The organism is Haemophilus parainfluenzae, assembly GCF_036288925.1.
Classification (GTDB): domain Bacteria; phylum Pseudomonadota; class Gammaproteobacteria; order Enterobacterales; family Pasteurellaceae; genus Haemophilus_D.
Window position 1 is genome coordinate 1,816,461 of the sequence record NZ_CP127167.1, and the last position, 14,519, is coordinate 1,830,979.

Here is a 14,519-nt window from a genome sequence, read left to right on the forward strand (position 1 = left end):
AAAAAGAAAGACAAATAGTTAGAGAGATTGCGTAATCAAGCGTTGTGGACGAATCACATTGTTATCATCGACAAGTGCTACACCTAAAAAGATATTCTCGTCAGAAAATAACCGCACTTGACCATGTAATTTTGCTTCATTAGCAAATTTAACGCGTTGTCCAAAGCCGATACCTTTACTTTGCTCGGCATTTAGCTGTAATGCGGGTAATTTACTGACCGCTGTATCTGTCGGTAAAAGATGTTGATCAAGTGGTGCAAGATCTCCTTGCTCTGCAAGCGCCTGCAAAGCATCCCATGTCATCATCTTTTCTGTTGGATAATCTGCAACCGCAGTTCGACGTAACACTGTCACATGAGCGCCACAACCTAACACTTCACCTAAATCATCCACTAATGTACGGATATAAGTTCCTTTCGAACAATGCACTTCTAAAGTTAGAAAAGGTGCTTGATACTCGATAAAATTTAGCTCAAAAATCCTGATAGGACGGGCTTCACGTTCTACGGTAATGCCTGCGCGAGCATACTCATACAACGGTTTCCCATTGTGCTTTAATGCAGAAAACATAGTCGGTACTTGTAAAATATCACCACGAAATTGTTCAAGTGCGGTCAAAATTTGTGATGTTTCCACATTGACAGGGCGCGTTTCTACCACTTGTCCTTCAGCATCAGAGGTATCCGTACGTTCACCTAGTTTTGCTGTGACCACATAGCGTTTATCTGCATCTAATAAGAATTGGGTAAACTTTGTCGCTTCGCCTAAGCAAATAGGTAGCATACCGGTTGCTAATGGATCGAGCGCACCAGTATGCCCTGCTTTATTCGCTTGGAATAAGCGTTTAACTTTTTGCATAATGTCATTAGATGACATGCCTTGTGGCTTATCTAATAAAAATACACCATCAATATCACGTCCACGCTTACGAGGTCTCGACATTAGTCATTTTCCTCAACGTGTTTTTTCTCGTCTTCACGCACCACGTTTGTTACTAAATTAGACATACGCATCCCTTCAACTAAGGATTGATCGTAGAAGAAACGAATTTCCGGCACAATGCGTAAACGCATCGCTTTACCCACTAATGAACGGATATAAGGTGCCGCTTTTTCTAACCCTTTCATGCCTTGCTCAATTGCCGTTTCATCGTGATCGAATAAAAATGTGACAAACACTTTTGCATAAGCTAAGTCGCTTGATACTTCCACATCTGACACGGTTACCATGCCAATACGGGGATCTTTCACTTCACGTTGCAAAATGATGGCGATTTCTTTTTGTAATTCTTGTGCAACACGATCGCTGCGTTTAAATTCTCTTGTCATAGTCATTCCTTATTTATAAAAGCCCTCATTCTACTGGAAATCATTGGATTTAGCACGCAAAAATCCCTTTTAACCCGATACTGTTTTCGATAAAATGACGCCTGATAATTTGTTTGAATATTCAAACTTCCGATAAAAATCACTTTACAGAGGGCATAATTTATGCAAGCGAGACGAGACGAGACGAGACGAGACGAGACGAGACGAGACGAGACGAGACGAGACGAGACGAGACGAGACGACCAAGATTGTCGATGAAAATCACACATTACAACAAGCATTTTTAAATGAATTAGACGAAAAACTTTGGTCATCTGCCGATAAACTGCGCCAGCAGCTTGATGCCGCCAATTACAAACACATCGTACTCGGCTTAATTTTCCTTAAATACATCTCCGACAGCTTCACCCATCAGCAAGAAAAAATTCAGGCAGAGCTTAGCGATCCCGAAAATCCACTCTATCTTGACCGCACTTTCTACGATACAGACGAAGAATATCAAGAAGCCTTAACCGTCGAACTGGAAAACCGCGACTACTACACTGCCGACAATGTATTCTGGGTGCCGCAGCAAGCCCGTTGGGACGAGATTAAAGCCGTTTCCATCTTAAACATCGGCGCACAGCTGCCTTGGGGTGGAAAATTTTCTGGCGTAGCAAAACTCATTGACGATGCCTTCGATGCCATTGAAAAAGACAACGGAAAACTCAAAGGCGTACTCCAACGCATCAGCGGCTATGCCGTAAACGAAGATACTCTGCGCGGGCTGATTATCCTCTTCTCCGATACCAACTTTACCCGTCCGACTTACAACGGCGAACCCGTACATTTAGGCGCAAAAGACATTCTCGGTCACGTTTACGAATACTTCCTTGGTCGCTTTGCCCAAGCCGAAGGCAAACGTGGCGGACAATATTTCACGCCAAAATCCATCGTTTCCCTGATTGTCGAAATGCTCGAGCCATACTCCGGTCGCGTCTATGACCCGGCCATGGGCAGTGGCGGCTTTTTCGTGCAAACCGAACGCTTTATTACCGTCCATCAAGGCAACATCAACAACGTTTCCATCTATGGGCAAGAATTCAACCCAACCACCTGGAAACTCGCCGCCATGAACATGGCCATCCGCGGCATTGATTACGACTTCGGCAAACACAACGCCGACAGCTTCACGCAGCCGCAACACATCGATAAAAAGATGGATTTTATTATGGCAAACCCACCATTCAATATCAGCGATTGGTGGAGCGAATCCCTTGCCGATGACCCACGTTGGGCATACGGCACGCCGCCCAAAGGCAACGCCAACTTTGCTTGGCTGCAACACATGATTTACCACCTCTCGCCCAACGGCAAAATGGCATTGTTGCTGGCCAACGGCTCCATGAGCAGCCAAACCAACAACGAAGGCGAAATCCGCAAAGCCATCATCAATGCCGACTTGGTCGAATGTATGGTCGCCCTGCCCGGCCAGCTCTTCACCAACACCCAAATCCCCGCCTGTATTTGGTTCTTAAACCGCAACAAAAAGCGCAAAGGCGAAGTATTGTTTATCGACGCCCGCCAAATCGGCTATATGAAAGACCGCGTATTGCGTGATTTCACCACTGACGACATCGCCAAAATCACCAATACCCTCCACGCTTGGCAACAATCAGACGGCTATGAAGACCAAGCCGCTTTCTGCAAATCCGCTACGTTAGAAGAAATTAAAAACAACGACTTCGTCCTCACACCGGGACGCTATGTCGGCACCGCAGAACAAGAAGACGACGGCGTACCATTTGCAGAAAAAATGCAAAATCTGACCGCGCTTTTGAAGGAACAATTTGCGAAAAGTGCGGAATTAGAAGCGGAGATTAAGAAGAATTTAGGGGGATTGGGGTATGAGTGATTGGAAAGAGTATACATTAGAAGAATTATGTGATTTTCAGAATGGTTTTGCATTCAAAAATTCTGATTATGTAGATTCTTCAGAAAATACAAATGAAGTATTTAGAATGGGATATATAAATCGTGGAGGTGGATTTAAAGAAGACACAACACCTGTATTTGTGCCCCAAAATTATCCTAAAAATTTAGATAAATTTATTTTAAAACTAAATGATATTACTATTGTCATGACTGATATGAAAAACTCAATGGCATTACTTGGCTGTTGTGCAAGAATATCTCACAATAATAGATTTATATTAAATCAAAGAGTTGGAAGAATTAGAGTTGTTAGAAATGATATACTAGACCCAATTTATCTTTATTATTATTTAAACTCATCAAAACAAATTGACTATCTAAGAGCTAATGCAAATAGCGGTGTGCAAGTTAATCTTAGTACAGATACTATAAAAAAATCTATTTTAAAAATACCTAGCATAGAAAAACAAAGAGAAATAGCTAACATTCTATTTGCTTTAGATCAAAAAATAGAACTCAACACTCAAATCAACCAAACCTTGGAACAAATCGCCCAAGCCCTGTTTAAAAGCTGGTTTGTCGATTTCGATCCCATGCGTGCCAAAGTCCAAGCGCTTTCAGACGGCCTTAGCCTTGAACAAGCAGAGCTGGCAGCCATGCAGGCAATCAGCGGAAAAACACCCGAAGAACTGACCGCACTTTCACAAACACAGCCTGACCACTACGCCGAACTAGCCGAAACCGCCAAAGCGTTTCCGTGTGAGATGGTGGAGATTGATGGGGTCGAGGTGCCGAAGGGATGGGAGGTTAAAGCCTTAGATGAAATTGCAAATTATCAGAATGGTTTAGCATTGCAAAAATTCCGCCCTGAAGATGACGAACCATTTTTACCTGTTGTGAAAATTGCTCAATTAAGACAAGGCTATGCCGACGATGAAGAAAAAGCTAAAGCAAGTATTAAGCCTGAATGTATTATTGATAATGGCGATGTAATTTTTTCTTGGTCAGGAAGTTTATTAGTGGATATTTGGTGTGGAGGAAAAGCTGCACTAAACCAACATCTATTCAAAGTCACATCCAAAGAATATCCTAAATGGTTCTATCATTTTTATACCAAACATCATTTAACCGAATTTCAGCGTATTGCTTACGACAAAGCTGTAACAATGGGGCATATTAAACGTGAGCATTTATCTGCTGCAAAATGCATAGTACCAAATGACGAATTATTAGCAAATAAATCATTAGAAAATATTTTAGAAAAAATTATTTTTAATAGGCTGGAAAATTTCAATCTTCAAAACACAAGAGATTTATTATTGCCTAGATTGTTGAGTGGAAAGTTTTAACATGAACAAAAATACATTACCAAATGAACAAAAAGAAAGAATCATTGCATTATCCAATGCAATCTATGAAACAATAAAAATTGGACATTACTATCTTATCGAATGGGAAAAAATAATGCTTCAAGGAAATGATGATAACGGAGAAATATTTAACAAATACTATTACCCAATGGCTTATATAAGAAAAGCATATTTGGAAACTGGACTTTTAACCTTAGGAAGGTTATTTGATGGATATGATGGAATTAACTTTAAAAGTTTACGAGAATGCATTAATTCACTAAGTACTAACTATACAATTCCTTCTTTTGAAGATTTCGATAAAAAAATTAAAATCTTAAGAAAAAAACTGAAAATAATTAGAGACAAAACTATCGCACATTCAGAGGGGGTTAATCTAAATATATTTTATAAAGAAGCAAAACTTCCATTTAAATACGCTATCTACATATGTGATTCAGCAATTAAATATCTTAATTTTTTGCAACAGTATATTGAAGGAAAAAATTATCCAAACTTATCTGAAAATACTGTCGGAGTGGATATTCTTTATAGCCTTTTTAAAGATAGAGAAAATGGAAAAATCTACACTATTTCAGATATAAAAACAGCTATTGAGACAGGCTGGTGTCCAGACGATGAAACTTACTGAAAATCCCTGGGTATAAATACCCATGGTTACGCATAGTTATTCCCTGTTAGGGAACTTTATGCTAACTGCAATCCCATTGGGGTTAGACTATACTTAACCTAGAATAATTTATTACCCGAGGGAGAAAGGCAAGCGATCATTTTTTCAGAGCATTTTGCAAATGATGAGCTTTATTTCACTTCTGCCAAATCTCCCCTATCCCCTCTTTGCTAAAGAGGGGGATTTATTCAGAGGTTTGTTGACTCCAAGCGGGCGGATTTACAGAAAAATTTACTAATGAAAAACACCTAAACTAACACTACGCTCAAAACCATTCCCCTCTTTCGTAAAGAGGGGTTAGGGGAGATTTAAACCACACACTAAGGAAACCACTATGCTCAACGAAAACGACATCGAACAACTCACTCTTCAACGCCTGCAATCTCTCGGTTGGGAATATCGCTATGGTAAAGACCTGCCTGTTCATGAGGGCGAGTTTGCCCGTGGCGATTTGAGTGGCGTAGTCTTTGTTGAGCAATTGCGTGCGGCGGTGCGCAAGCTTAATCCGCAGCTGCCTGAAAGTGCGGTTGATTCTGTGCTCAAATCGGCGACGAAAAGCGATATTGGCGACTTGGTGGTGCGCAATCAGGCATTTTATAAACTGTTGCGTGATGGCGTGCGGGTGGAATATACGTTAAACGGCGAACAAAAAATCGAGATGGCGCGCTTGGTGGATTTTGAGCATGTGAAGAACAACCGCTTTGTTGCCGTCAATCAGCTGGAAATCCGCAGCCGTAAAGGGGGCAAACGGATTCCCGATATTATCGGTTTTGTGAATGGTCTGCCCTTGGTGGTATTTGAGCTGAAAAATCCGCTGCGTGAATCGGCGGATTTGTTGCAGGCGTTTAATCAGTTTGAAACCTATAAAGATGAAATTGCCGAGCTGTTTGTTTACAACCAAGCCTTGATTATTTCAGACGGCATTGCTGCACGTTTAGGCTCGCTTTCGGCAGATTTCCAACGCTTTACGCCGTGGAAAGTGGTCGATGAAAAAAATAAAAGCGCGCGCTTATATTTTGATGATGAATTGCAAAGCCTGCTCAGTGGCTTGATGAATCCTGAAGATTTATTGGACTATATCCGCTATTTCGTCTTATTTGAGCGGGATTCCAGCGGAAAAACCATTAAAAAAATCGCGGCGTACCATCAATATTACGGCGTAAATGAAGCGGTAGATTCCACGCTTTTTGCGACTTCGGAAAAAGGCGACCGCCGCATTGGCGTGATGTGGCATACACAGGGTTCAGGTAAGTCGATTTCCATGTTGTTTTATGCCGGCAAACTGCTTGCGCAGCCTGAATTGAAAAATCCGACGATTGTGGTGGTGACCGACCGCAACGATTTGGACGGCCAGCTCTTCCAAACCTTTTCTTCAGGCAAAGATTTAATCAAACAAACGCCGCAACAAGTGGAAGACCGCGACCAACTGCGCCAGCTGCTCGCGCAAAATGAAGTCGGCGGCGTGTTTTTTACGACGATTCAGAAATTCGCCCTAAATGAGGAAGAAAGCCGCTTCCCTGTGTTAAATGAGCGCAGCAATATTATTGTAATCAGCGATGAGGCACACCGCAGCCAATATGGTTTTACGCAAAAATTGCATAACGGCAAGTTTCAAGCAGGCTACGCCCGCCATTTGCGCGATGCGTTGCCTAATGCTTCGTTTATCGGTTTTACCGGTACGCCGATTAGCCTAGAAGATAAGGACACGCAAGATGTGTTCGGGCGTTATGTGTCGATTTATGACTTGCAAGACGCGGTGGAAGATGGCGCAACCGTGCCGATTGTGTATGAAGCGCGCCAAATCCGCTTAAACGAAAAAGAACACGATGAGCTATTCAAAGAAATTGATGATTTGCTGGAAGAGGAGCAATCCCCTGCCCTGCGTTTACAGGAAAAATTGCTGGGTTCGCAAGCCCGTCTGGCCGATTTAGCCGCAGATTTTGTGCAGCATTTTGCCAAACGCAATGAAGTGGTGGACAGCAAAGCGATAATGGTGGTTTCCAGCCGTCAGATTTGCGTGGACTTATACAATGAAATCATCAAACTGCGCCCTGAATGGCATTCAGACAATATCAACGAAGGCGCGATTAAAATTGTGATGACAGGTTCTGCTTCCGATGCGCCGGAAATGCAGAAACACGTTTACAGTAAACAGGAAAAACAAACGCTGGAACGCCGCTTTAAAGACCCGAACGATCCGCTGAAGGTTGTGATTGTGCGCGATATGTGGCTGACGGGATTTGATGCGCCTTGCTGTAATACGATGTATATCGACAAGCCGATGCAAGGGCACAACCTGATGCAGGCGATTGCGCGGGTTAACCGTGTATTCCGCAATAAAAGTCGAGAAAATGGCGGTTTGATTGTGGATTATGTTGGCATTGCCGAAAAACTCAAAGAAGCAACCCATCAATACACCAATTCGCAAGGCAAGGGCAAGCTGACGGATAGCGTGATTGATGTGTTCTTTAAAATGAAAGAGCATTTAGAGTTCGTCCGCAGCCTGTTTGCAACGCCGGTTGAAGGGAAAACCTTTGATGTTCAGACGGCCCTAAAAAAAGATAATCCACATGATCTTTTGATGGCTATTCGGTTTGCCGCCAACCATATTTTAAGCCTCGATCAATTACCGTTTGATGGCAAAGCGCACGAGCAACATTGGTTTGATAAAAAAGAAACCGAGCCACGCAAAAAAGCCTTTTTGAAAGCGGCGGGTTTGGTGAAAAAAGGCTATATGCTGTGCGGCGCATTGGCTGAAGTTGAGCCATATAACCAAGAAATCGCCTTTTATGATGCCGTACGGGCAATTTTAACTAAACGTGAACAAAAAGGCACAGGCACAAATGAAAGACAGATTTTATTAAAAAAACTGGTTAATCAAACTGTGTATTCTGAAGGCGTGATTGATTTATTTGATCTCCTAGAAAAACCACAACCACAAATCAGTTTGCTTTCCGAGGAATTTTTACAAACAGTTAAAAATAGCCCAACTAAAAATTTATGGGTTAGCGCGATGGAGCGTTATTTGGCAAGCGAAATCAAAGCCAAATCAGGCGCGAACCTCACCTTGCAAAAAGACTTCGAGCAACGTTTGAAAGAAGCCCTAAATCAATACCACAACCACAATTTAAGCGTGGTAGAAATTTTGGATGAGCTCTTCAAAATGAGCCAAGACTTCCAAGAACGCTTAGCTTTAGGTGAAAAGCTGGGGCTGAAAAAAGAAGAACTCGCCTTCTACGAAGCCCTCGCCCAAAACCAAAGCGCCCGTGAACTGATGGGCGATGAAGTGCTTTCCAAACTAGCCAAAGAAATTACCGATACTTTAAGACGCTCAGTTACCATCGACTGGCAATACAAAGAAGGCGTTCGCGCCAAAATGCGCATTCTCGTTAAACGCGCCCTACAACGCTACAAATATCCACCTGATAAACAGGAAGAAGCGGTAACTTATGTGATTAAACAAGCTGAAGAAATTGCTGAGGATTTAACTGGTTTATAATTTTGATGCGGTTTATTTAATAACAAAAGGGCGATTAAAAACACCATGATTTTTAACCGCCCTTTATGTTGTTAAAAGTTAGATTGAACGTTTAATCTCAACCACTTCAAACACCTCAATTTGGTCGCCAACTTTTACGTCATTGTAGTTTTTAACGCCGATACCACATTCCATACCATTACGGACTTCAGAAACGTCATCTTTAAAGCGACGGAGAGATTCCAATTCACCTTCAAAGATTACCACGTTGTCACGTAATACGCGGATTGGATTATTACGTTTTACTACACCTTCAGTCACCATACAACCCGCGATGGCGCCGAATTTAGGATGTTTAAACACCTCACGCACTTCAGCCAAGCCGATGATTTCTTGTTTGAATTCAGGTTGTAGCATACCACTCATCGCGGCTTTCACATCATTTAATAGTTCATAAATGATAGAGTAATAACGAAGATCAATATTTTCTGCTTCGATAATACGACGAGCAGAAGCATCCGCACGTACGTTAAAGCCAACCATAATCGCATTAGAAGCCGCCGCTAAGGTTGCATCAGTTTCAGAAATACCACCTACACCAGAACCCACTACTTTCACTTTCACTTCATCAGTAGAAAGATCTTGTAATGATTGAATAATCGCTTCCACAGAACCCTGCACGTCTGCTTTCACAATAATATTCAGTTCAGCCACATCACCTTCCGTCATATTGCTAAACATATTTTCAAGTTTCGCTTTTTGCTGACGAGCAAGTTTCACTTCACGGAACTTACCTTGACGGTGTAATGCTACTTCACGTGCTTTTTTCTCATCACGCACTACGGTTGCTTCATCACCCGCTGCAGGTACGCCAGAAAGACCTAACACCTCAACAGGAATAGATGGACCGGCTTCATCGATTTCTTGACCATTTTCATCGCGCATTGCACGAACACGACCGTATTCAAAACCACAAAGTACGATATCACCTTTACGTAAAGTACCTGATTGAACAAGAATCGTCGCAACCGGACCACGACCTTTATCAAGGTAAGATTCAATCACCACACCACTTGCCATACCGTCTTTTACAGCCGTTAATTCAAGTACTTCTGATTGAAGCAAGATGGCATCTAATAAGTCATCAACACCTGTCCCTTTCTTCGCAGAAACAGGCACGAATTGTACATCACCACCGAATTTCTCAGAAATCACTTCGTGTTGAAGTAATTCTTGTTCTACGCGATCTGGGTTGGCTTCTGGTTTATCAATTTTATTCACCGCAACCACTAAAGGCGCACCCGCTGCTTTCGCGTGTTGAATCGCTTCAATAGTTTGAGGCATCACACCATCATCTGCCGCCACCACAAGAACGACGATATCCGTTGCTTTCGCACCACGTGCACGCATTGAGGTAAATGCAGCGTGTCCCGGCGTATCTAAGAAGGTGATCATTTTTCCGTCATCCATTTCTACGTGGTATGCACCGATGTGCTGAGTAATACCACCCGCCTCGCCTGCTGCAACTTTCGCTTTACGAATGTAATCAAGTAATGAGGTTTTACCATGGTCAACGTGACCCATAATCGTTACAACTGGTGCTCGAGTCACTTTTTCTGCGTTAACATCACGGTCGCCTAATACTTCTTCTTCAAGTTCATTTTCATTGCGAAGAATCACTTTGTGACCTAATTCTTCAGCCACTAATTGCGCTGTTTCTTGGTCAAGCACTTGGTTAATGGTTACCATTTCGCCCATCTTCATCATTGCTTTGATGATTTCAGTCGCTTTGGTTGCCATTTTATTTGCTAATTCTGCAACAGTAATGGTTTCACCAATAACAACATCCTGTTTTACAACCTGAACAGGTTTTGTGAAGGCTTGTTGTAATGCTGCACCTTTCTTACCATGTTTACCTTTACCGAATTTTCCGTCTTTTTGATTTTTACGGTTGGATTCGCGCTCATTTTTGCTGCCTTTCACGTCATCACGTTCTTTTTTCGCTTTGGCCACTTTATTTTTGCCACGACCTCGATTTTCGTTACGACGTTCTTCTTCATTTTCTGCTTCTAGTGCATAACGAGAACTTAAGTTGTAATCCGCATAATCTTCAGATGAAGACTCCGTTGCCGAGTTATCAGCTTCAGCGTAACGTCTTGCTTCTTCAGCAGCTTTACGCGCTTGTTCCTCAGCTTTCTGACGAGCCAATTCGTCCGCTTTACGACGAAGTTCGGCTTCTTCTGCTTTTAGCTTTTCTTTTTCAGGATCAGTCGATTTAGGTTTATTTTCCACCACACTTTGTGCTGGTTTCACTGATTTTTCTGCTTCAGATTTGACTTGTTCAGCTTTTGTTTTTTCAGCTGCAGCTTTTTCAGCGGCTAAACGCGCTTTTTCTTCTGCCGCTTTCTTTTCTGCTGCCTCCGCCTCTTGCTGTGCTTTTAATTTTGCAGCTTCTGCTGCTTTCTGTGCAGCATTAGTTGGTACCGTCCGTTTTTTACGAACTTCAACTTGTACGGCCTTTGCTTTACCACCTGCGGTCGTACCACTTACAGTTGTCTTCGTTCTGCGTTGAATACTTAGTTTTTTGGGTGCATTTGCATCTATATTTTTTACATCTTCAGTCATAATTATAAACTCCTTACTCTTCGCTGAACCAGCAAATATTTCGAGCAGCCATAATAAAATCAGCGGCTTGCTCTGCGGTTAATTCTTCGATATCAGCTAAATCATCTACTCCCTGCTCTGCAAGTTCTTCAAGTGTAGTAATTTGTTTTTCAGCTAATTTAAAGGCAATGTGACGATTCATACCTTCAAGATTTAATAAACGATCTTCAATATTCGCTTTTTTCAACGCTTCTTCTTCAGCGACAGCTTCAGCGGTAATCGCCTCTTTTGCTCGACCTTGTAATTCTTCAATCAAGTCTTCATCTTCTAAACCATCAATTGCAGTCAGTTCACTCACGGGGACATAAGCCACTTCTTCTAATGAAATGAAACCTTCATCCACTAAGATTTGAGCAAACTCTTCATCAAGCCCTAATTTATCCATAAATAAGTTTAATACTTTAGTATCTTCAGCTTGATGTCTTTCATTTAGCTGTTCAGTAGTCATCACATTTAATGTCCATCCTGTTAATTGGGTGGCTAAACGAACATTTTGACCGTTACGGCCGATTGCTTGTGCTAAGTTATCTGCATTAACGGCAATATCCATTGAGTGATTATCTTCATCCACGATAATTGAAGTCACATCAGCCGGCGCCATCGCATTAATTACGTATTGTGCCGGATTATCATCCCAAAGTACGATATCCACACGTTCACCACCTAACTCATTGGTAATCGCTTGAACGCGGGCACCCCGCATACCCACACATGCACCAACAGGGTCAATACGTTTATCATTGGATTTCACCGCAATTTTCGCACGAGAACCTGGATCACGTGCAGCACCACGAATTTCAAGCATTTCTTCGCCAATTTCTGGTACTTCAATACGGAATAACTCGATTAACATTTCAGGTTTTGCGCGAGTCACAAATAATTGTGCCGTTTTGCTTTCTGGATTCACTTTATAAAGCACACCACGAACACGATCGCCTGGACGGAAATTTTCACGTGGAAGCATATCTTCACGCATAATTACGGCTTCAGCTTTATTGCCTAAATCTAAAATAATGCTTTCACGATTTACTTTTTTCACCGTACCTGTAACAATTTTGCCTTCTTCAGAACGGAATTGCTCAACCACTTTTGCACGCTCAGCTTCACGAATTTTAGTGCTGATCACTTGGCGAGCGGTTTGCATTGCAATACGGTCAAATGCGATAGACTCAATTTGATCTTCGACATAATCGCCAAGTTGAATATTCGCATCTTCAAATTGTGCCGCTTCTAACGTAATTTCTTTTGTTGGCACTTTAACTTCATCAACAACTAACCAGCGACGGAATGTATCAAACTCACCAGTTTTGGTGTTGATTGATACACGGATATCAGTTTCATAGTCATATTTTTTCTTTGTAGAAAGCGCAATCGCACTCTCTAACGCTTCAAAAATTTTTTCACGTGGTAATAACTTCTCGTTAGATACTGCTTCAGCAGCTAACAAAATCTCTTTACTCATTTTCCTTTTTCTCCTTTAAAATTTTGCGATTACATTGGCTTTTTGAATGTTGCCAAAAATAAGAATTTGTTCCTGACCATCAACAATAAGTGTCAATATGTCATTTTCAATTTTTTCTAATTTACCTTGCCATTTACGACGATCTAAAACAGGAATACGTAAATGCACAGCAATATCCTCGCCCACATAACGTTGGAATTGTTCAAGCGTAAATAATGGACGATCGAGACCTGGTGATGACACTTCGAGGTTATATTTATCCGCAATCGGATCTTCCACATCTAAAATTGCGCTCACTTGACGACTTACATCAGCACAATCATCAACGCCTACGCCACCTTGTTTATCAATGAATAAACGTACGGTCATAAAACGACCTGCACGTTGGCATTCAATCCCCCAAAGTTCGCAGCCTAGATCTTCTACGGCACCTTGAAGCATCGCTTGCAAGTTTTGTTCTAATGTTGCCAATTTTTGCTCCTAATCTTAAAATTCAGACATAAAAAAAGGGTTAGGTTCGTCAATGAACCTAAGCCCAGTTTCTAAATTTCTCGTACAAAAAAACCCCAAATTTGGGGTTCTTTTTACTGAACTTGTTATTGGTTGCGGGGGCCGGATTTGAACCGACGGCCTTCGGGTTATGAGCCCGACGAGCTACCAAACTGCTCCACCCCGCGTCCGAAATATGCGGTGTATTATAGTATTTCAACACGGAAAGATCAAGTGATTTCTGCTCATTTTCATGAAAAGTACAATTTAGAATCCAAAACCAGTACCAAGTCCAATACCTACGCCGTTACTCCCACCTTTAGCCCCCACTCCGACAGAACATGCGCTCACAACAAGACTTAATAACATAACTAAAAATAATTTTTTCATTAATTTCCTATTTTAAATGTTCGAATAAGCGATAAATAGCCAATAAATCTGTCCGTGCAATAGGCTTAAATGGAAGTAAAACATAGTAAAGCCAACGCATTTTTTTTACATATCTAACCATAGCAATCCAATAATCTGAAGGACAATGCAATTTATAATAATCAAATAGTGCTCTTAGTTTTTTATCATTTAAATTTTTTACTCGGCACAAACTATTTAAAAATGCCAACATATCACGAGCGATCAGCCACTGTTTATTATAACTTTTAGAATGAGATTCAAAATCCATAAACCTCACCTTTCCTGATTGCCAAGCTATATCACGAATAGCGGGACGCCCATGAATAATACCTTTTTGATGTAATTGAATTAACGCTCGTATCGCTGTCTGCAAAATATTTTCTTTCTGTGCCCAATTTATTTCATTATTATCTAACCAACAATTTAATGTTGGACCAACATCTTCAAGAACCAAATGGTCATCACTAAAGTCACATAATTTAGGTACTGGTGCGCCAATACTATTTAATTTTTGTAGAATGTAGCATTCTTCTTTAAAATGTTTCTTAGGGTAAGGTTTTAAGATTAGCCAGATACCTTTTAAACGCTCAGGTTGTTTCAGCCAATAATATTTGCCCAAATATTCAAAACGAAAAACCCTTTCTTCATTATGTTTTTTTAGCAATGTTTGCACATAAGCTTTAAAGGATAAGACCATACTTTATTACCCATTTTTTTTAGTGTATAGTGAAAA

11 protein-coding genes and 1 tRNA gene are annotated in these 14,519 nt (G+C 41.4%); 4 read left to right on the top strand and 8 right to left on the bottom strand.

Annotated features, from left to right (window positions below; genetic code table 11):
• Positions 1-18: 18 nt before the first annotated feature.
• The gene (gene truB, locus QQS40_RS09220; protein ID WP_329504940.1) at positions 19-942 is read right to left on the bottom strand and encodes a tRNA pseudouridine(55) synthase TruB; all 924 of its coding nucleotides are present in this window, start codon (positions 940-942) and stop codon (positions 19-21) included.
• A complete protein-coding gene (gene rbfA / locus QQS40_RS09225; RefSeq protein WP_289901732.1) occupies positions 942-1,328 on the bottom strand; it encodes a 30S ribosome-binding factor RbfA in 387 nt (128 codons plus the stop codon). The genes truB and rbfA overlap by 1 nt, the downstream gene beginning before the upstream one ends.
• Before the next feature lie 247 nt (positions 1,329-1,575).
• On the opposite strand from rbfA, the gene QQS40_RS09230 reads away from it, so the two are divergent.
• From QQS40_RS09230 to QQS40_RS09245, 4 genes are all read left to right on the top strand, one after another.
• A complete protein-coding gene (locus QQS40_RS09230) occupies positions 1,576-3,222 on the top strand; it encodes a class I SAM-dependent DNA methyltransferase (protein WP_329506779.1) in 1,647 nt (548 codons plus the stop codon).
• Positions 3,215-4,591, top strand: coding sequence for a restriction endonuclease subunit S (locus tag QQS40_RS09235; protein WP_329504942.1), 1,377 nt, complete (start codon positions 3,215-3,217; stop codon positions 4,589-4,591). The genes QQS40_RS09230 and QQS40_RS09235 overlap by 8 nt, the downstream gene beginning before the upstream one ends.
• A gap of 1 nt (position 4,592) precedes the next feature.
• Positions 4,593-5,243, top strand: coding sequence for an AbiU2 domain-containing protein (locus QQS40_RS09240; protein ID WP_297568108.1), 651 nt, complete (start codon positions 4,593-4,595; stop codon positions 5,241-5,243).
• Positions 5,244-5,616: 373 nt separating this feature from the next.
• On the top strand, positions 5,617-8,781 hold the full coding sequence (locus QQS40_RS09245) for a type I restriction endonuclease subunit R (protein ID WP_329504946.1): 3,165 nt from the start codon (positions 5,617-5,619) through the stop codon (positions 8,779-8,781).
• A gap of 78 nt (positions 8,782-8,859) precedes the next feature.
• Here the strand turns inward: QQS40_RS09245 and infB are convergent, their stop codons facing one another.
• The 6 genes from infB to QQS40_RS09275 form a co-directional block, all read right to left on the bottom strand.
• The gene (gene infB, locus QQS40_RS09250; protein WP_289901728.1) at positions 8,860-11,385 is read right to left on the bottom strand and encodes a translation initiation factor IF-2; all 2,526 of its coding nucleotides are present in this window, start codon (positions 11,383-11,385) and stop codon (positions 8,860-8,862) included.
• Positions 11,386-11,398: 13 nt separating this feature from the next.
• Complete coding sequence (nusA, locus tag QQS40_RS09255; RefSeq protein WP_297568117.1) at positions 11,399-12,886, bottom strand: transcription termination factor NusA; 1,488 nt, start codon at positions 12,884-12,886, stop codon at positions 11,399-11,401.
• 15 nt (positions 12,887-12,901) lie between these two features.
• Positions 12,902-13,357, bottom strand: coding sequence for a ribosome maturation factor RimP (gene rimP, locus QQS40_RS09260; protein WP_297568120.1), 456 nt, complete (start codon positions 13,355-13,357; stop codon positions 12,902-12,904).
• Between the two features lie 129 nt (positions 13,358-13,486).
• Positions 13,487-13,563, bottom strand: a tRNA-Met gene (locus tag QQS40_RS09265).
• A 79-nt stretch (positions 13,564-13,642) separates the two neighbouring features.
• Positions 13,643-13,765, bottom strand: a complete 123-nt coding sequence (locus QQS40_RS09270; protein ID WP_263970175.1) for a hypothetical protein — start codon at positions 13,763-13,765, stop codon at positions 13,643-13,645.
• 7 nt (positions 13,766-13,772) lie between these two features.
• On the bottom strand, positions 13,773-14,483 hold the full coding sequence (locus QQS40_RS09275; RefSeq protein WP_049355680.1) for an RIO1 family regulatory kinase/ATPase domain-containing protein: 711 nt from the start codon (positions 14,481-14,483) through the stop codon (positions 13,773-13,775).
• Positions 14,484-14,519 lie beyond the last annotated feature (36 nt).

Bases quoted from the DNA above. Each gene is read 5' to 3' on its own strand.
- truB (WP_329504940.1), bottom strand. From the start codon at position 942: ATGTCGAGACCTCGTAAGCGTGGACGTGATATTGATGGTGTATTTTTA.
- rbfA (WP_289901732.1), bottom strand. From the start codon at position 1,328: ATGACAAGAGAATTTAAACGCAGCGATCGTGTTGCACAAGAATTACAA.
- QQS40_RS09235 (WP_329504942.1), top strand. From the start codon at position 3,215: ATGAGTGATTGGAAAGAGTATACATTAGAAGAATTATGTGATTTTCAG.
- QQS40_RS09240 (WP_297568108.1), top strand. From the start codon at position 4,593: ATGAACAAAAATACATTACCAAATGAACAAAAAGAAAGAATCATTGCA.
- QQS40_RS09245 (WP_329504946.1), top strand. From the start codon at position 5,617: ATGCTCAACGAAAACGACATCGAACAACTCACTCTTCAACGCCTGCAA.
- infB (WP_289901728.1), bottom strand. From the start codon at position 11,385: ATGACTGAAGATGTAAAAAATATAGATGCAAATGCACCCAAAAAACTA.
- nusA (WP_297568117.1), bottom strand. From the start codon at position 12,886: ATGAGTAAAGAGATTTTGTTAGCTGCTGAAGCAGTATCTAACGAGAAG.
- QQS40_RS09270 (WP_263970175.1), bottom strand. From the start codon at position 13,765: ATGAAAAAATTATTTTTAGTTATGTTATTAAGTCTTGTTGTGAGCGCA.
- QQS40_RS09275 (WP_049355680.1), bottom strand. From the start codon at position 14,483: ATGGTCTTATCCTTTAAAGCTTATGTGCAAACATTGCTAAAAAAACAT.